The following is an 18,197-nucleotide window of genomic DNA, read 5'->3' as shown; positions in this document are numbered from 1 at the left end:
GCTCACCCGGGCCGGAACGGCGGGGCGCGTCGGCCGCTCACCGGGCCCGAATTACGGGCTGCGTCGGCCGCCTCACCGGGCCGTACCGGGCGCCCCCCCGGGGAGGCCCTGCCGCGCCCGGCGGATGCGGCAGCGAGGCCGCTCTCCCTGCCCGGGTGCCCGCGTCTTTCCCCGCCCGTACGCCCGCGCGCGAGGCCAGGCCCCACGATCCAGGCTCAGATCTCGCGGCTCCGGGTCGCCCGTGCGCCCGCGCGCGCGAGGCCCGGCGCCGCCGGGTGAGCCCCCGCCGCCCCGCCCAGGTCAGCCGCCCGGCCGCTCCCCCCGGCCGCATCCGACGGTCCCGGCACTCAGTCCGGCAGCACGAGGTGCAGATCGCCGAATTCGTGCCACAGATAACGCCGCTCCACCGCCGCCGCATAGGCGCGCCGCAGCACGTCCGCGTCCGCCACCGCCTCCAGCATCAGCAGATGCGAGGCGGTGGGCTCGTGCAGCCCGGTGAGCAGGCCGTCCACCGCCCGGACCCCGCGCCGCGGCGTCACCACCAGGTCCGTCCAGCCGGCCGCGGCCCGCACCCGCCCGTCCGCGCCGGCCGCCGACTCCAGGGCCCGTACGGCCGTGGTCCCCACCGCCACGATCCGCCCGCCCGTCCCACCCTGCGCCGTCCGCCGCCGCGCCCGTACGGCGTTCACCAGCCATGCGGTGGCCGGCGGCACCACGAACCGCTCCGGATACGGGGGCTCGAACGCCTCCGCGGACGCGACCCCCGTGTGCAGCGAGACCGGCGCGAACTGCACCCCCTTGCTGACCAGCCGCGCCACCAGCTCCGCGGTGAAGGGGCGGGCGGCGCTCGGCATCTCCGCGCTGCCGCCGGGCCCGTCCAGCGCGAACACCGTCTGGTACGCGGCCAGCGGCTGGTCCCGCTCGGTGTAGCCGTAGCGGATCGGCCGCCCGTGGCGCCGCATCAGCTCCGGCACGCCCACGCCCGTCACCCGCGCCCACCACAGCCGCGCGCTCCCGGGGTCCAGCGGGGCCTCCAGCACGAGCCGCGCCCCGCCGGGCAGCCGCACCGCCGCGCCGGCCGGGCCGCCCGCCCGTGGCCGGGTGCTGCCCCGCCCGTCCGGGCTGCGCAGTTCCACCGCCCAGTGCCCGGCCACCGCCCGGCCCGCCGGATGCCACCGGTCCGCCCGGGTCGAGAAGTGCACCACCACCGGCTCGCCGCGCCCCCGGCCGTCCCCGACCCGGCCGTCCACCGCCGCCGGCAGCGTCCGAGAGGTGTTCACGACCAGCACGTCGCCCGCCCCCAGCAACTCGGGCAGTGCGCCGAAGTCGTGGTGGCCGGGCTCGGCCGTCCCCCGGCTCACCAGCAGCCGTACGGCGTCCCGGTCCAGGCCGGGCCCCCGCTGCTCGGCCGGAACCGCGGCCGACAACTCCTGCGGGACCCGCAGCGCCGCGGTCACCGCGGGCTCCGCTCCTCGGGCACGGCCCGCCCCGCGGCCACGGTGTACCGCCCACTACGGGCGGCGTGGTCCAGCAGCCACAGCAGCGCCGGGACCACCGTCTCCGGCAGCGGCCGCCCGGAATCGTCGTCGTCCGGGACGGCGGCCGCGTACAGATCGGTCCGCATGTCGCCCGGGTCCACCCACCACACCCGCAGCCCCGGCTCCTCGACCGCGAGCACCGCCGACTGCCGGTCCAGCGCCGCCTTCGCCGCTCCGTAGCCGCCCCAGGTCGCATACGCCTCGACGGCGGCGTCCGAGCTGAGGGTGAGGACCGCGCCACCTGCCCCTACATAAGTGGGCAAATCGGACAACTGGGCATTTTGGGAATTCTCGGAATAAGGGTACGGATCGTATGTCTCGCTCTTACCTATACCTCCTATATAAGGAGCCTCTTCTCTATAAGGGGTGACTTCTTCATACGAGGGTAGATAGGAGGAAGCGTGCAAAAGCGACAATGCTTCCTGGGTGAGCCCCAGTGGCGCCACCACATTCACCTCCAGCGCCCTCCGCAGCCCCTCCAGCGGCTGTTCCGCCAGCCGCACCAGCGGCTCGGCCCCCAGCGCACTGGCGTTGTTCACCAGCAGATCGAGCCCGCCCAGCTCCCGGGCCGCGGCCACCAGCGCCGCCCGGTGCCCGCCGTCCGTCACATCCCCGGGCAGCGCCACCACCCGTGCCCCCGCCCCGCGCAGCTCCCGCGCCGCCTCCTCCAGCGGCCCGGCCGACCTGGCGTCCACCACCAGATCCCACCCGCGCCGGGCCAGCGCCCCGGCGAGCGCCCGGCCCAGCCCCTTCGATGCCCCCGTGATGACCGCCACCGGCATGATCACGTCCCCTTTTCCGGCCGGGTCCGCACCCGGCCCTCGCCCTCACGGTAGGAACGCCACCGCGCCCGGGACGTCGGCCACCGGACCGGCCGTGGCCAGGGCATTCGCCCTAGGCCCGGGGGCGTAGGCGGCGGCCGCCATCGGACCGATACGGGCTGGTCGCCCCGCCGGTACGGTGAGGCCATGACCAACGGACCGGGCGCGGGGATCCCCGCGGTGAGCACCGCGATCCTGGCGATGAGCAGGCATCTGGAGGTGCGCGACGTCCTCAAGACGATCGTGGCCTCGGCCCGCGAGCTGCTGGATGCCGAGTACGCCGCCCTGGGGGTGCCCGACGACCACGGCGGCTTCGCCCAGTTCGTGGTGGACGGCGTGAGCGCCGAGCAGTGGAGGGCCATCGGCCCGCTGCCCCGCCAGCACGGCATCCTCGCCGCGATGCTGCACAACGCCACCCCCGAGCGGCTCGCCGACGTCCGCGAGGACCCCCGCTTCGGCGGCTGGCCGGCGGCCCACCCGGACATGTCCGACTTCCTCGGCCTGCCGGTCGCCGACGGCGACGAGATCCTCGGCGCCCTCTTCCTGGCCAACAAGCGCTGCCCCAAAGAGGACGGCCGCTGCGGCTTCACCGAGGACGACGAGCGACTGCTCGGCATACTCGCCCAGCACGCCGCCATCGCGCTGACCAACGCCCGTCTCTACGAGCGCAGCCGCGAGCTGACCATCGCCGGGGAGCGCGCCCGGCTCGCCCACGAACTGCACGACGCGGTCGCCCAGAAGCTCTTCTCGCTCCGCCTCACCGCCCAGGCGGCCACCGCCCTGGTCGACCGCGACCCCGGCCGCGCCAAGGACGAGCTCCACCAGGTCGCCGCGCTGGCCGCGGAGGCCGCCGACGAACTGCGGGCCGCCGTCATCGAGCTGCGGCCCGCGGCCCTGGACGAGGACGGTCTGGTCGCCACCCTGCGCTCCCAGGTCCAGGTACTCGACCGCGCCCACTCCGCACACGTCTCCTTCACGGCCCACTGCGTCCGGGCGCTGCCCGCCGCCCAGGAGGAGGCCGTGCTCCGCGTCGCCCAGGAGGCGCTGCACAACGCCCTGCGGCACTCCGGAGCCGAGCACGTCGAGGTGACCCTCGGCCGGAGCGGCCAGGGCGCGCTGCTGCGGGTCGCCGACGACGGCTGCGGCTTCGACCCGGCCACCGTCCGCCGGGCCGGCCGCCATCTCGGCCTGGTCTCGATGCACGACCGCGCCGGCGGCGTCGGCGGCAAGCTCACCGTGGAGTCGGAGCCCGGCAAGGGCACCGCTGTCGAGATGGAGGTGCCCGGTGGCTGACAGGGACAGGGACGGCGCGGGGACGCTCCCCCCGGACGACCGCAGCGGGAGCGGCCGTACACGGGCCGCCGGCCCGGCGATCCGGGTCCTGCTCGTGGACGATCACCAGGTCGTGCGCCGCGGGCTGCGGACGTTTCTGGAGGTCCAGGACGACATCGAGGTCGTGGGGGAGGCCTCTGACGGGGCCGAGGGCGTCGCCGCCGCCGAGGAACTCCAGCCGGACGTCGTCCTGATGGACGTCAAGATGCCCGGCATGGACGGCATCGAGGCGCTCCGCCGACTCCGCGAACTGGCCAACCCCGCCCGGGTGCTGGTCGTGACCAGCTTCACCGAACAGCGCACCGTCGTCCCGGCGCTGCGCGCGGGCGCGGCCGGCTACGTCTACAAGGACATCGACCCGGACGCGCTGGCCGGCGCCATCCGCTCCGTCCACGCGGGCCATGTCCTGCTGCAGCCCGAGGTCGCCGTTGCCCTCCTTGCCCAGGAGGAGGGCAACGGCGGCCAGGGACGCGGGACGTCACTGACCGACCGGGAACGCGAGGTGCTCGGCCTGATCGCCGACGGACGCTCCAACCGCGAGATCGCCCGCGCCCTGGTGCTGTCCGAAAAGACCGTCAAGACCCATGTCTCCAACATCCTCATGAAGCTCGACCTCGCCGACCGCACCCAGGCCGCCCTGTGGGCCGTACGGCACGGCATCGGCGCCTGAACTCCGTACGGGAGCACCGCCGTACCCGGTGCTCCCGTACAGCGACGACAAGCGGAATGTCGTCTTCAGATCCGAGATTCATACTGTCGTGTAGCGGTAGCCCGTTCGGCGCATCCCTTCCCGGGCCCGGCCGTTGTCCAGTGCAGTCGTGGCGGCTGGCCACGGCAACGGCAAGGAGGAGTCAGAAGTGAAGAACATCAAGCGGGCAGCGGCCATCACCATGGCGGCGAGCGGTCTCGCCCTCGCGGGCGCCGGTGTCGCCTCGGCGCAGTCGCAGGCCGCCGGCGGTGCGGACCACTCCCCGGGCATCGTCTCCGGCAACTCCGTCCAGGCTCCGGTGCACGTTCCCGTGAACGCCTGCGGTCTCACCGTCACCGCCATCGGTGCGCTCAACCCCACCTTCGGCGACCCCTGCCTCAACCACTGAGCGCAGACGTCCGCTGCATCCGCCTGACCCGCCTGACGCCATGGTCCGCGCGGGTCACGCCGGACCGGCCCCGTCCGCCCATGGGCGCGCGGCCGGTCCCCTCCCTCAGACACTGTCCTTCCGGCACTGTGCCACCACGTGAGGAACACGTCCCATGAACACCGCCAAGAAGGCCGCCCTCGTCCTCGCCACCACCGGACTCGCCCTCGGTGCGGCCGCCGGTTCCGCCTTCGCCGCCGGCGAGGCCGCCGGTGCGGCGACGCAGTCCCCCGGCATCGGTTCGGGCAACCTCGCCCAGGTCCCCGTGCACGTCCCGGTGAACGCCACCGGCAACACGGTCAACGTCGTCGGTGTGCTCAACCCCGCTGTCGGCAACATCGCCGCCAACAACTGAGGTTGTCCGACCCGGGCCGAACGGCTTCGCCTGCCCAGAGGCGTTCGGCCCCGGTCGGCAAGGGCCCCGCCGGACCACACAATGGTCCGGCGGGGCCCGTCTCGTTCATCCCCGGTGCCGCTCCCGCTCCTCCACCGCGGAGTTGTACGCCGCCACCTGCGCCCGCCGGGCCGTCCGCTCCACCGGTCGCAGCGCCTCGGCGCGGGCCGCGATCTCCGACGAGCTCACCGCGCCACCGTGCTCCCCGCCGGCCTGCTGCGCGATGTCGATCAGCGCACCGACGCGCTGCGCCAGCTCCAGCACCCGCACCGCACGCGGCGGGTACCCGGGAGCCAGCACCTGCCGGCCCGCCTCCGCCCGCGCCCGGTACGCCGCCAGCGCCGCCTGCGCCACCGGACCGGCCCCGGCCACGTCCAGCGTCGACAGCAGCTCGGTCGCCTCCCGCAGCGCCTCCGCGAGCTCCCGCTCCGCCTCACCCAGCGACGGCACATCGGCCGGCGGAGCCTCGCGCACCGGAAGGCAGCGCCAGACCACCTCCACATGCACATCGGGCCCGGCCCCGCCCTCCGGACCGGCCTCGTACGTCTCCGGGATCAGTCCGAGCCCCGCCCCCGAGGCGAGCACCGCCTCCTCGGCCTCCAGCGCCGCCGCATTGAATTCCGGCGGCCCGCACAGCCCCAGCGGATGGCCGGGCACCGGCAGCGCCACCCGCAGGCCGACCGCCCCCAGGGCCCGCAGCCGCCCCAGCGCGAGGGTCAGCCCGACCGGCTGTTCCTCCCCGGGCAGGCCCTCCACGCGGTGCACCGCATCGTCGTCCGCGATACGGTCCGCGGCGTCATCAGGTGAGATAAGTCCGGCCAAAAGGGCATTTCCCCATGCCGCCAGCCGTCCTGAACGAGGTTCATCGAGCATGCCCCCCAGCCTAGGGAACAGCACCGACAACGAGTGGCGTAGGTTTGCAGGGGGGCTGCGCCTACCGGTGCACACGACGACCGAGAAGCAATGGGAGAGATCGCGCTCATGAGCGATGTGCTGGAGCTGGTGGACGTATCCGTGGTCCGCGAAGGACGGGCTCTGGTGGACCAGGTCTCCTGGTCGGTGAAGGAGGGGGAGCGCTGGGTGATCCTCGGCCCCAACGGCGCCGGCAAGACCACCCTGCTGAATCTCGCCTCCAGCTACCTCTTCCCGAGCGCCGGCAGCGCGTCGATCCTCGGCGAGCAGCTCGGCAAGGTCGACGTCTTCGATCTGCGCCCGCGCATCGGCGTCGCCGGCATCGCGCTCGCCGACAAGCTCCCGCGCAGCCAGACCGTCCTGCAGACCGTGCTCACCGCCGCCTATGGCATGACCGCGCACTGGCAGGAGAACTACGAGGACGTCGACGAGCAGCGCGCCCGCGCCTTCCTCGACCGCCTCGGCATGAACGACTACCTGGACCGCAAGTTCGGCACCCTCTCCGAGGGCGAGCGCAAGCGCACCCTGATCGCCCGGGCGATGATGACCGACCCCGAGCTGCTGCTGCTGGACGAGCCGGCCGCCGGCCTCGACCTGGGCGGCCGCGAGGACCTGGTGCGCCGCCTGGGCCGCCTCGCCCGTGACCCGTACGCCCCCTCGATGATCATGGTCACCCACCACGTCGAGGAGATCGCCCCGGGCTTCACCCACGTCCTGATGATCCGTCAGGGCAAGGTGCTGGCCGCCGGCCCCCTGGAGCTCGAACTGACCTCCAGCAACCTCTCCCACTGCTTCGGTCTCCCGCTGATCGTCGAGCGCAACGGCAACGACCGCTGGACCGCTCAGGGTCTGCCCCTGACCTGAGCGCCCGCCCGCCGGCCCGCAAGGAGCCCCCAGCCGTCGTCCGGGGCCCCATTTCGGCGCGTGGTCCCTGCCGCTGACCGATCGTCCCCTGTCCCGCGCAGCCGTACGGATCTACCATGAAGCCGTGGATCCATGGGTGTGGTGGCTGATCGCCGCCGTAGGACTGGGTATTCCTCTCGTCGTGACCGCGATGCCCGAATTCGGGATGTTCGCGGTCGGTGCCGTCGCCGGTGCCGTCACCGCAGGGCTCGGTGGCGGCACCGTTCTGCAAGTCCTGGTGTTCGTGGCGGTGTCGGTCGCGCTGATCGCCGTCGTCCGCCCGATCGCCAACCGCCATCGCGGCCAGAGCCCCCAACTCGCCTCCGGAATCGACGCGCTGAAGGGCAAGAGCGCCACGGTCCTGGAGCGCGTCGACGGCGGGGTCGGCGGCCGCATCAAGCTCGCCGGCGAGGTCTGGTCCGCCCGCGCTCTCGACGCCGGCCAGGTCTACGAGCCCGGCCAGCAGGTCGACGTCGTCGAGATCGAAGGCGCCACCGCCGTCGTCATCTGACCCCAACACGCTGCGCGACGAGCCACGTCTCTGAAAGACTGATCAACGTCAAGCCGGTCGCCGGCCGGCACGAACCAGCAACGAAGGGCACGGGAGCCGCTGTGGAACCGATCATCATCGTCCTGATCATCCTGGTGGTGCTCGTGTTCATCGCACTCATCAAAACGATCCAGGTCATCCCACAGGCCAGCGCCGCCATCGTGGAACGCTTCGGGCGCTACACCCGCACGCTCAACGCCGGCCTGAACATCGTCGTCCCCTTCATCGACTCCATCCGCAACCGCATCGACCTCCGCGAGCAGGTCGTGCCGTTCCCGCCGCAGCCGGTGATCACCCAGGACAACCTCGTCGTCAACATCGACACGGTGATCTACTACCAGGTCACCGACGCCCGCGCCGCGACGTACGAGGTCGCCAGCTACATCCAGGCGATCGAGCAGCTCACCGTCACCACCCTTCGGAACATCATCGGCGGTATGGACCTGGAGCGGACCCTGACCTCCCGTGAGGAGATCAACGCGGCGCTGCGCGGCGTCCTCGACGAGGCCACCGGCAAGTGGGGCATCCGCGTCAACCGCGTCGAGCTGAAGGCCATCGAGCCGCCGACCTCCATCCAGGACTCGATGGAGAAGCAGATGCGCGCCGACCGCGACAAGCGCGCCGCCATCCTCCAGGCCGAAGGTGTCCGGCAGTCCCAGATCCTCACCGCCGAAGGTGAGAAGCAGTCCTCGATCCTGCGCGCCGAGGGTGAGGCCAAGGCCGCGGCCCTGCGCGCGGAGGGTGAGGCCCAGGCGATCCGGGTGGTCTTCGAGTCGATCCACGCGGGCGACCCGGACCAGAAGCTGCTCTCCTACCAGTACCTCCAGATGCTCCCGAAGATCGCCGAGGGCGATGCCAACAAGCTCTGGATCGTGCCGAGCGAGATCGGCGACGCCCTCAAGGGCCTCGGCGGCGCCCTCGGCAACTTCACCCCGCCGACCGGCGGCGGCTCCATCCCCAAGCCCAGCTCGCCCCCTCGCGAGACGCCCCCGATCGACTGACCCCGCGCCCCCTGGTGCATGATCGGTCAGACACCACACCGCTCATGCACGGGGGGACTCCGCGTGACCATCTGGGAAGCCTTCGCCGTCTTCGCCGCGGGGCTCGGCGCCGGAACGATCAACACCATCGTCGGATCGGGCACCCTGATCACCTTCCCGGTGCTGCTCGCCTTCGGCCTGCCTCCGGTCACGGCCAATGTCTCCAACACCCTCGGCCTGGTGCCCGGCTCGCTGAGCGGGGCCTTCGGCTACCGCCGGGAACTCGTCGGCCAGCGCCGCCGCGTGCTGCGCTTCGGCCTCACCGCCCTGACCGGCGGCCTGGGCGGCGCGATCCTGCTGCTCGCCCTGCCCTCGAAGGCCTTCGACACCATCGTCCCCGCGCTGATCGGCCTCGCGCTGGTACTCGTGATCGCCCAGCCCAAGCTCGCCGCCGCCCTCCGCGCCCGCCGCGCGCGCAACGGCACCACCGCGGACCGCGACGGCGGCTGGGCCCTGCTGCTGGGGCTGCTGCTCGCCAGCGCCTACGGCGGCTACTTCGGCGCCGCCCAGGGCGTGCTCTACCTCTCCCTGATGGGCCTGCTGCTCAGCGAGGACCTGCAGCGCATCAACGCCCTCAAGAACGTCCTCGCCGCGATCGTCAACGGCGTCGCGGCGCTCTTCTTCCTCTTCGTCGCCCACTTCGACTGGACCGCGGTCGCCCTGATCGCGGTCGGCTCCACGCTCGGCGGCCAGCTCGGCGCGACGGTGGGCCGCCGTCTGCCGCCCACCGCCCTGCGCGCCGTCATCGTCGTCGTCGGCCTGCTGGCCATCGTCCAACTCCTCCTGAAATAAGGGGAGTCGGGCGACGGCCCAGTACGGGGTGGACCGGCCGGCCGCGGGCTACGCGGGCACCGGCAGCCACTCCGGCAGCCCGTCCCGCACCGACACCCCCAGCGTCGACAGCAGCGCATCCGTCGGCGTCGGCTCGAAAGGGCGTCGCAGCAGCTGCATCCCTGCCTGCTCGGGCGTACGGTCCGCCTTGCGGTGATTGTCCTCCGCACACGAGGCGACGGTATTCAGCCAGGTGTCCCCACCGCCGTGCGACCGCGGTACGACATGGTCCACGGTCGTCGCCCGGCGCCCGCAGTACGCACACCGGTGCTGGTCACGCACCAGCACACCCCGCCGCGACCAGGGCGCCCGTCTTCGGAACGGCACCCGTACGTATCTGCTGAGCCTGATCACCTGCGGCACCGGGACATCCACCGAAGCGGCACGGATGCGCAGCCCCGGGTGCGCGTGCTCGACGACGGCCTTGTCCTGCATGACCAGCACCACCGCACGCCGCAGCGTCACCGTCGACAGCGGCTCGAAGCTCGCATTCAGCACCAGCGTCTCGCGCATCCCGTCCCACCTCCCGGACCCGCTCCGCCCCCGTGGCGAAGTTGCTCCACTGTGCAGCGGCAGGTATTCCCCGAACAACGCAATTTCCGCATGCCACAAGGGAAATGGCGGGCGATCGGCAGATGAAAAAGAGGTGCCGCGGCAGAGCCGCACACCGCGGAAAGAGTGCGCTCCGGGTCCCACCCCCGTGAACACGCGAGACCCGGAGCGAACGGCAGCCGACGAGGACACCCGGAACGCGGGCTCCGGCGAACGGCGGACGACACACCAGCGCCCCGCCGCTCCCGCCACTGCGGTACCGACTGTCCGACGCCCGGTGAGGGGCGGCGGCACGGACACCACTGTGCGCGCGGGAAGCGCCGGGGCGCAACGGAATTACGGGGCTCAGCCCGCCGCGGGCACCTCGTACTCCGCGATCAGCTGGGCCCGCCCGATCGCATGGAACCGCAGGTTGAAGCCCACCACGGCCGGCGAGGCATCCGCGTCCGGACCGAGCTTCGCCTGGTCCACCGCGTACACCGTGAACACATAGCGGTGCGGACCGTCCCCGGGCGGCGGCGCCGCGCCCCCGAAGTCCCGCGTGCCGTAGTCGTTACGGACATGAACGGCGCCCTCGGGCAGGCCCTTCATCTCCCCGGACCCGGCACCGGCCGGCAGCTCCGTCACCGACGCCGGGATGTCGAACAGCGTCCAGTGCCAAAAGCCACTGCCCGTCGGCGCATCCGGGTCGTAGCAGGTGACGGCGTAGCTCTTCGTCCCCGCGGGAGCACCCTCCCACCGCAGCTGCGGCGAACGGTTCCCCTCGGCGAAGACCTGCTCCGCGCGCAGCGTCCCGCCCGGCTCCACCTCTTCGCTCTGCACCGTGAACGACGGCACCGGCGGATGGAAATCGTGCGGGAGCGGCCGCCGCTTCAGCTCGGACACCTCAACACCTCCTGATCGCTTGCTGACACCTGTCCGGCCAGGTTAGAGCCAGTTCCGCTTACCGCCGACCTCCGCCAGCCACTGGTTGAGATATGCCGCCCAGTCGGTCCCCTCGAAGTCGTTCAGCCCCACCGTGAACGACCGGTAGGTGTCCGAACCCTCCGTGAACAGCCCCGGCTTCTTGTCCATCTCCAGGACGACGTCCATCTCGCGGTCGTCCGCCACGAACGACAGCTCGACCTGGTTCAGCCCCCGGTACTGCTGCGGCGCATGGAACTCGATCTCCTGGTAGAAGGGCAGCCGCTGCCGGGTCCCCCGGATGTGCCCCTGCTCCAGATCGGCGGCCTTGAAGCGGAACCCGAGCCGGCCGAACGCGTCCAGAATCGCCTGCTGCGCCGGCAGCGGGTGCACGTTCACCGGGTCGAGATCACTGGAATCCACGGCACGGGCGATCGCCAGCTCCGTCGTCACCCCGACGCTCATCCCGTGCAGATGCGTCCCGAGGAACGTCGTGACCGGCGTCTCCCACGGGATCTCCAGCCCGAACGGCACGGTGTGCGCCGCGCCTGGCTGCACCTCGAACGCACCGCCCAACTGCACCTTGGTGAACTCGATGTTCCGCTTGTACTCCTCGTCGCCGCTCTCGACCTCGACGCGCGCCTGCAGCCCGACCGACAGCCCCTCGACCTGCTGCGCCACGGACCCGCCCTGGATCCGCACCTCGCCCTGTACGACCCCGCCCGGGACCACGTTCTCCTCGAAGAGCACCGTCTCCACCGACGCGCCCCCGGCCCCCAGGCTCGCCAGCAGCTTCTTGAATCCCATGCTCGTCCTCCCCAGGCGGAACGCCTGTGTTTCCTGTAGCGCGCCGTGGTCCCGGCGCGCTTCCTACGAACGCGGAACCACGCGACCCGGTTCCACGGCCCACACCTTCCCAACAGCGGTGCCCCCATGGCCAGCCGCCCGCCCGAACGGCTCCACTACCCTCGGTCCGTATGACCGACGTACCGGAACGAATGCCGCTCAGCCGCGACTTCTTCGCCCGCCCCGTCGTGGAGGTGGCCCCCGACCTGCTGGGCCGCACGCTCCTGCGTCACACCCCCGACGGCCCGATCGAACTCCGGCTGACCGAGGTCGAGGCCTACGACGGCGAGAACGACCCCGGCTCCCACGCCTACCGCGGCCGCACCGCGCGCAACGCCACCATGTTCGGTGCGCCCGGCCATGCGTACGTCTACTTCATCTACGGCATGTGGTTCAGCCTCAACGCCGTCTGCTGCCCCGAGGGCCAGGCGAGCGGTGTCCTGCTGCGCGCCGGCGAGATCGTCACGGGCGCGGAGCTGGCCGCGGTCCGCCGTCCCAAAGCCCGCAGCGCCAGGGAACTCGCCAAGGGCCCCGCCCGCCTGGCCACCGCCCTCGACATCGACCGCAGTCTCGACGGCACCGACCTGTGCGCCGGCGGCAACGCGCCCCTCTCCGTACTGCACGGCCGCCCGCCCGCCCCGGAACTGGTGCGCAACGGCCCGCGCACCGGCGTCGGTGGAGACGGAGCCGACCACCCCTGGCGCTACTGGATCGCCGACGACCCCACGGTCAGTCCCTACCGCCGCCACGTCCCCCGACGCCGCACGACGACCGCAACTTGACTCTGTATCGCCAACCGCCTAACGTAGCCCGAGCCGCTGGAGACGGGCAGCGCTATTGTGCGCGAACCGCAGGCGGCGCAACCAACTACTTCGCACGATTCCCTGACGGGTCTGCTTTCGCGTTGCCGAATTTCAGACCCCGCCGACTCGATTATGAGTCGCCAGGGAAAACCGTTAAAGTAGTAACCACGCCGAACGGCAGCAGCGAATAACTGCTCCCGGCGGCCTCCGATGAAATTCGGACCCGGAATCGACAAGAAACCGGATCTGCTAGAGTCGGAAACGTGAAGAAGCTGAAAGGCGGAAACGCACCGGCGAAAATCGGGCCCGCAAGGATCTGATAGAGTCGGAAACGCAAGACCGAAGGGAAGCGCCCGGAGAGCCTGGTGAAACAGGCACAAAGGAAGCGTCCGTTCCTTGAGAACTCAACAGCGTGCCAAAAGTCAACGCCAGATATGTTGATACCCCGTCCACCTCGGTGGATGAGGTTCCTTTGAAAGTCCATCCCGCCCATGTGGTGCGGATGGCACACACAGCGAGGACGCTGTGAACGACCGGACCTATTCCGTCTGGTCGTTCCACTCTTCTCGTGTGTGTTTCACCCGATTACGGGTAAACATTCACGGAGAGTTTGATCCTGGCTCAGGACGAACGCTGGCGGCGTGCTTAACACATGCAAGTCGAACGATGAAGCCCTTCGGGGTGGATTAGTGGCGAACGGGTGAGTAACACGTGGGCAATCTGCCCTTCACTCTGGGACAAGCCCTGGAAACGGGGTCTAATACCGGATATGACACACGACCGCATGGTCTGTGTGTGGAAAGCTCCGGCGGTGAAGGATGAGCCCGCGGCCTATCAGCTTGTTGGTGGGGTGATGGCCTACCAAGGCGACGACGGGTAGCCGGCCTGAGAGGGCGACCGGCCACACTGGGACTGAGACACGGCCCAGACTCCTACGGGAGGCAGCAGTGGGGAATATTGCACAATGGGCGAAAGCCTGATGCAGCGACGCCGCGTGAGGGATGACGGCCTTCGGGTTGTAAACCTCTTTCAGCAGGGAAGAAGCGAAAGTGACGGTACCTGCAGAAGAAGCGCCGGCTAACTACGTGCCAGCAGCCGCGGTAATACGTAGGGCGCAAGCGTTGTCCGGAATTATTGGGCGTAAAGAGCTCGTAGGCGGCTTGTCACGTCGGATGTGAAAGCCCGGGGCTTAACCCCGGGTCTGCATTCGATACGGGCAGGCTAGAGTTCGGTAGGGGAGATCGGAATTCCTGGTGTAGCGGTGAAATGCGCAGATATCAGGAGGAACACCGGTGGCGAAGGCGGATCTCTGGGCCGATACTGACGCTGAGGAGCGAAAGCGTGGGGAGCGAACAGGATTAGATACCCTGGTAGTCCACGCCGTAAACGTTGGGAACTAGGTGTGGGCGACATTCCACGTCGTCCGTGCCGCAGCTAACGCATTAAGTTCCCCGCCTGGGGAGTACGGCCGCAAGGCTAAAACTCAAAGGAATTGACGGGGGCCCGCACAAGCAGCGGAGCATGTGGCTTAATTCGACGCAACGCGAAGAACCTTACCAAGGCTTGACATACACCGGAAAACCCTGGAGACAGGGTCCCCCTTGTGGTCGGTGTACAGGTGGTGCATGGCTGTCGTCAGCTCGTGTCGTGAGATGTTGGGTTAAGTCCCGCAACGAGCGCAACCCTTGTTCTGTGTTGCCAGCATGCCCTTCGGGGTGATGGGGACTCACAGGAGACTGCCGGGGTCAACTCGGAGGAAGGTGGGGACGACGTCAAGTCATCATGCCCCTTATGTCTTGGGCTGCACACGTGCTACAATGGCCGGTACAATGAGCTGCGATACCGCGAGGTGGAGCGAATCTCAAAAAGCCGGTCTCAGTTCGGATTGGGGTCTGCAACTCGACCCCATGAAGTCGGAGTTGCTAGTAATCGCAGATCAGCATTGCTGCGGTGAATACGTTCCCGGGCCTTGTACACACCGCCCGTCACGTCACGAAAGTCGGTAACACCCGAAGCCGGTGGCCCAACCCCTTGTGGGAGGGAATCGTCGAAGGTGGGACTGGCGATTGGGACGAAGTCGTAACAAGGTAGCCGTACCGGAAGGTGCGGCTGGATCACCTCCTTTCTAAGGAGCATCTAGATCTCGCAAGAGATCCAGAGCCACTACGTCGGCAAATGTTCGACGGTGGTTAGCTCATGGGTGGAACGTTGACTATTCGGCGCACTTGGTTGGTTGTCACTAGTACTGCTTCGGCGTGGAACGTGGTGATGGATCGAGTGGGCCGGGCACGCTGTTGGGTATCTGAGGGTGCGAGCGTTGCTCGCCCTTCGCGATGCCGGCCCCAGTGAACTCAGCCTTCGGGTTGGGGTGGTGGGTGGCTGGTCGTTGCTTGAGAACTGCACAGTGGACGCGAGCATCTGTGGCCAAGTTTTTAAGGGCGCACGGTGGATGCCTTGGCACCAGGAACCGATGAAGGACGTGGGAGGCCACGATAGGCCCCGGGGAGCTGTCAACCAAGCTTTGATCCGGGGGTGTCCGAATGGGGAAACCCGGCAGTCGTCATGGGCTGTCACCCGCTGCTGAACACATAGGCAGTGTGGAGGGAACGCGGGGAAGTGAAACATCTCAGTACCCGCAGGAAGAGAAAACAACCGTGATTCCGGGAGTAGTGGCGAGCGAAACCGGATGAGGCCAAACCAGTCACGTGTGATACCCGGCAGGGGTTGCGTGGTTGGGGTTGTGGGATCTCTCTTCTGTTGTCTGCCGGCAACAGGACGAGTCAGAAACCGTTGATGTAGGCGAAGGACATGCGAAAGGTCCGGCGTAGAGGGTAAGACCCCCGTAGCTGAAACATTAGCGGCTCGTTTGAGAGACACCCAAGTAGCACGGGGCCCGAGAAATCCCGTGTGAATCTGGCGGGACCACCCGTTAAGCCTAAATATTCCCTGGTGACCGATAGCGGATAGTACCGTGAGGGAATGGTGAAAAGTACCGCGGGAGCGGAGTGAAATAGTACCTGAAACCGTGTGCCTACAAGCCGTGGGAGCGTCGCTGTGTGTGCTTGCACATGCAGTCGTGACTGCGTGCCTTTTGAAGAATGAGCCTGCGAGTTTGCGGTATGTTGCGAGGTTAACCCGTGTGGGGAAGCCGTAGCGAAAGCGAGTCCGAATAGGGCGTTGAGTAGCGTGCCCAAGACCCGAAGCGGAGTGATCTAGCCATGGGCAGGTTGAAGCGGAGGTAAGACTTCGTGGAGGACCGAACCCACCAGGGTTGAAAACCTGGGGGATGACCTGTGGTTAGGGGTGAAAGGCCAATCAAACTCCGTGATAGCTGGTTCTCCCCGAAATGCATTTAGGTGCAGCGTCGTGTGTTTCTTGCCGGAGGTAGAGCACTGGATAGGCGATGGGCCCTACCGGGTTACTGACCTTAGCCAAACTCCGAATGCCGGTAAGTGAGAGCGCGGCAGTGAGACTGTGGGGGATAAGCTCCATGGTCGAGAGGGAAACAGCCCAGAGCATCGACTAAGGCCCCTAAGCGTGTGCTAAGTGGGAAAGGATGTGGAGTCGCAGAGACAACCAGGAGGTTGGCTTAGAAGCAGCCACCCTTGAAAGAGTGCGTAATAGCTCACTGGTCAAGTGATTCCGCGCCGACAATGTAGCGGGGCTCAAGCACACCGCCGAAGTCGTGTCATTGCGATATTACCCCCAACGGGGATCGTGATGGGTAGGGGAGCGTCGTGTGCCGGGTGAAGCAGCCGCGGAAGCGAGTTGTGGACGGTTCACGAGTGAGAATGCAGGCATGAGTAGCGATACACACGTGGGAAACGTGTGCGCCGATTGACTAAGGGTTCCTGGGTCAAGCTGATCTGCCCAGGGTAAGTCGGGACCTAAGGCGAGGCCGACAGGCGTAGTCGATGGACAACCGGTTGATATTCCGGTACCCGCTTTGAAACGCCCAGTATCGAATCCATTAATGCTAAGGCCGTGAAGCCGGCCTGGAGTCTTCGGACAAAGGGACGTGGTGGAGCCGCCGATCCAAGGTGGTAGTAGGTAAGCGATGGGGTGACGCAGGAAGGTAGTCCAGCCCGGGCGGTGGTTGTCCCGGGGTAAGGGTGTAGGCCGTGTGGTAGGTAAATCCGTCACACGTTAAGGCTGAGACCTGATGCCGAGCCGATTGTGGTGAAGTGGATGATCCTATGCTGTCGAGAAAAGCCTCTAGCGAGTTTCATGGCGGCCCGTACCCTAAACCGACTCAGGTGGTCAGGTAGAGAATACCGAGGCGTTCGGGTGAACTATGGTTAAGGAACTCGGCAAAATGCCCCCGTAACTTCGGGAGAAGGGGGGCCATTTCCGGTGATGAGACTTGCTCTCTGAGCTGGGGGTGGCCGCAGAGACCAGCGAGAAGCGACTGTTTACTAAAAACACAGGTCCGTGCGAAGCCGTAAGGCGATGTATACGGACTGACGCCTGCCCGGTGCTGGAACGTTAAGGGGACCGGTTAGTCATGATTCGTCATGGCGAAGCTGAGAACTTAAGCGCCAGTAAACGGCGGTGGTAACTATAACCATCCTAAGGTAGCGAAATTCCTTGTCGGGTAAGTTCCGACCTGCACGAATGGCGTAACGACTTCTCGACTGTCTCAACCATAGGCCCGGTGAAATTGCATTACGAGTAAAGATGCTCGTTTCGCGCAGCAGGACGGAAAGACCCCGGGACCTTTACTATAGCTTGATATTGGTGTTCGGTTCGGCTTGTGTAGGATAGGTGGGAGACTTTGAAGCGGCCACGCCAGTGGTTGTGGAGTCATTGTTGAAATACCACTCTGGTCGTGCTGGATGTCTAACCTGGGTCCGTGATCCGGATCAGGGACAGTGTCTGGTGGGTAGTTTAACTGGGGCGGTTGCCTCCTAAAGAGTAACGGAGGCGCCCAAAGGTTCCCTCAGCCTGGTTGGCAATCAGGTGTTGAGTGTAAGTGCACAAGGGAGCTTGACTGTGAGACTGACGGGTCGAGCAGGTACGAAAGTAGGGACTAGTGATCCGGCGGTGGCTTGTGGAAGCGCCGTCGCTCAACGGATAAAAGGTACCCCGGGGATAACAGGCTGATCTTCCCCAAGAGTCCATATCGACGGGATGGTTTGGCACCTCGATGTCGGCTCGTCGCATCCTGGGGCTGGAGTCGGTCCCAAGGGTTGGGCTGTTCGCCCATTAAAGCGGTACGCGAGCTGGGTTTAGAACGTCGTGAGACAGTTCGGTCCCTATCCGCTGTGCGCGTAGGAGTCTTGAGAAGGGCTGTCCCTAGTACGAGAGGACCGGGACGGACGAACCTCTGGTGTGCCAGTTGTCCTGCCAAGGGCATGGCTGGTTGGCTACGTTCGGAAAGGATAACCGCTGAAAGCATCTAAGCGGGAAGCCTGCTTCGAGATGAGGACTCCCTCCCCCTTGAGGGGTTAAGGCTCCCAGTAGACGACTGGGTTGATAGGCCAGATATGGAAGCGCCGTAAGGTGTGGAGTTGACTGGTACTAATAGGCCGAGGGCTTGTCCTCAGTTGCTCGCGTCCACTGTGTGGTTCCCGGGTTGCGAACAGTCGCAATCGCTGGTTGAACCAAGTTTCACTCTTAACTAAAAAGTGTGCTTG

15 protein-coding genes and 2 rRNA genes are annotated in these 18,197 nt (G+C 67.6%); 11 read left to right on the top strand and 6 right to left on the bottom strand.

Annotation, left to right across the window (positions count from 1 at the left end; translation table 11 throughout):
• Positions 1-347: 347 nt before the first annotated feature.
• Positions 348-1,457: an S-adenosylmethionine:tRNA ribosyltransferase-isomerase gene (locus BKA18_RS07855; RefSeq protein WP_366048669.1), complete on the bottom strand. Its 1,110-nt coding sequence runs from the start codon at positions 1,455-1,457 to the stop codon at positions 348-350.
• The gene (locus BKA18_RS07850) at positions 1,454-2,320 is read right to left on the bottom strand and encodes an SDR family NAD(P)-dependent oxidoreductase (RefSeq protein WP_366048670.1); all 867 of its coding nucleotides are present in this window, start codon (positions 2,318-2,320) and stop codon (positions 1,454-1,456) included. The genes BKA18_RS07855 and BKA18_RS07850 overlap by 4 nt, the downstream gene beginning before the upstream one ends.
• A 186-nt stretch (positions 2,321-2,506) precedes the next feature.
• Between BKA18_RS07850 and BKA18_RS07845 the strand changes: the two genes are divergently transcribed.
• From BKA18_RS07845 to BKA18_RS07830, 4 genes are all read left to right on the top strand, one after another.
• Entirely contained in the window at positions 2,507-3,652 is a 1,146-nt protein-coding gene (locus BKA18_RS07845) for a GAF domain-containing sensor histidine kinase (protein ID WP_366048671.1), read from the top strand.
• A 79-nt stretch (positions 3,653-3,731) separates the two neighbouring features.
• Complete coding sequence (locus BKA18_RS07840; RefSeq protein WP_366048677.1) at positions 3,732-4,361, top strand: response regulator; 630 nt, start codon at positions 3,732-3,734, stop codon at positions 4,359-4,361.
• 187 nt (positions 4,362-4,548) lie between these two features.
• Entirely contained in the window at positions 4,549-4,788 is a 240-nt protein-coding gene (locus BKA18_RS07835; RefSeq protein WP_006606422.1) for a chaplin, read from the top strand.
• A 154-nt stretch (positions 4,789-4,942) separates the two neighbouring features.
• Positions 4,943-5,182: a chaplin gene (locus BKA18_RS07830; RefSeq protein WP_366048672.1), complete on the top strand. Its 240-nt coding sequence runs from the start codon at positions 4,943-4,945 to the stop codon at positions 5,180-5,182.
• Positions 5,183-5,287: 105 nt separating this feature from the next.
• On the opposite strand, the gene BKA18_RS07825 is transcribed toward BKA18_RS07830, so the two are convergent.
• Positions 5,288-6,094: a hypothetical protein gene (locus tag BKA18_RS07825; RefSeq protein ID WP_366048673.1), complete on the bottom strand. Its 807-nt coding sequence runs from the start codon at positions 6,092-6,094 to the stop codon at positions 5,288-5,290.
• 90 nt (positions 6,095-6,184) lie between these two features.
• Here BKA18_RS07825 and BKA18_RS07820 point away from each other — a divergent pair, with 90 nt between their 5' ends.
• From BKA18_RS07820 to BKA18_RS07805, 4 genes are all read left to right on the top strand, one after another.
• Positions 6,185-6,997, top strand: coding sequence for an ABC transporter ATP-binding protein (locus BKA18_RS07820; RefSeq protein ID WP_040899543.1), 813 nt, complete (start codon positions 6,185-6,187; stop codon positions 6,995-6,997).
• 136 nt (positions 6,998-7,133) lie between these two features.
• Complete coding sequence (locus tag BKA18_RS07815; protein ID WP_040899546.1) at positions 7,134-7,547, top strand: NfeD family protein; 414 nt, start codon at positions 7,134-7,136, stop codon at positions 7,545-7,547.
• Positions 7,548-7,648: 101 nt separating this feature from the next.
• Positions 7,649-8,587, top strand: a complete 939-nt coding sequence (locus BKA18_RS07810; protein WP_006606427.1) for an SPFH domain-containing protein — start codon at positions 7,649-7,651, stop codon at positions 8,585-8,587.
• Between the two features lie 63 nt (positions 8,588-8,650).
• Entirely contained in the window at positions 8,651-9,418 is a 768-nt protein-coding gene (locus BKA18_RS07805) for a sulfite exporter TauE/SafE family protein (protein ID WP_366048674.1), read from the top strand.
• Positions 9,419-9,466: 48 nt separating this feature from the next.
• On the opposite strand, the gene BKA18_RS07800 is transcribed toward BKA18_RS07805, so the two are convergent.
• The 3 genes from BKA18_RS07800 to BKA18_RS07790 all read right to left on the bottom strand — a co-directional run bounded on the left by BKA18_RS07800 (position 9,467) and on the right by BKA18_RS07790 (position 11,719).
• Positions 9,467-9,970 (bottom strand): HNH endonuclease, encoded by a 504-nt coding sequence (locus BKA18_RS07800; protein WP_366048675.1) that lies wholly within the window; start codon positions 9,968-9,970, stop codon positions 9,467-9,469.
• A 384-nt stretch (positions 9,971-10,354) separates the two neighbouring features.
• The gene (locus BKA18_RS07795; RefSeq protein ID WP_096214334.1) at positions 10,355-10,894 is read right to left on the bottom strand and encodes a YbhB/YbcL family Raf kinase inhibitor-like protein; all 540 of its coding nucleotides are present in this window, start codon (positions 10,892-10,894) and stop codon (positions 10,355-10,357) included.
• 42 nt (positions 10,895-10,936) lie between these two features.
• Positions 10,937-11,719, bottom strand: coding sequence for a sporulation protein (locus BKA18_RS07790; protein WP_006606431.1), 783 nt, complete (start codon positions 11,717-11,719; stop codon positions 10,937-10,939).
• Positions 11,720-11,889: 170 nt separating this feature from the next.
• On the opposite strand from BKA18_RS07790, the gene BKA18_RS07785 reads away from it, so the two are divergent.
• The 3 genes from BKA18_RS07785 (at position 11,890) to BKA18_RS07775 (ending at position 18,105) form a co-directional block, all read left to right on the top strand.
• Positions 11,890-12,540 (top strand): DNA-3-methyladenine glycosylase, encoded by a 651-nt coding sequence (locus BKA18_RS07785; RefSeq protein ID WP_366048676.1) that lies wholly within the window; start codon positions 11,890-11,892, stop codon positions 12,538-12,540.
• 619 nt (positions 12,541-13,159) lie between these two features.
• Positions 13,160-14,686 (top strand): 16S ribosomal RNA (locus tag BKA18_RS07780).
• Positions 14,687-14,983: 297 nt separating this feature from the next.
• Positions 14,984-18,105, top strand: a 23S ribosomal RNA gene (locus BKA18_RS07775).
• Together the 16S and 23S rRNA genes form the textbook arrangement of a ribosomal RNA operon.
• The last annotated feature ends 92 nt before the right edge of the window (positions 18,106-18,197 follow it).

Origin of the sequence: Streptomyces auratus, from assembly GCF_050433025.1 — a bacterium.
In the GTDB taxonomy this organism is placed as follows: Bacteria; Actinomycetota; Actinomycetes; order Streptomycetales; family Streptomycetaceae; genus Streptomyces; species Streptomyces sioyaensis.
The sequence above is the reverse complement of the archived record's forward strand: the minus strand, read 5'-3'. Positions and strand labels throughout refer to the sequence as shown.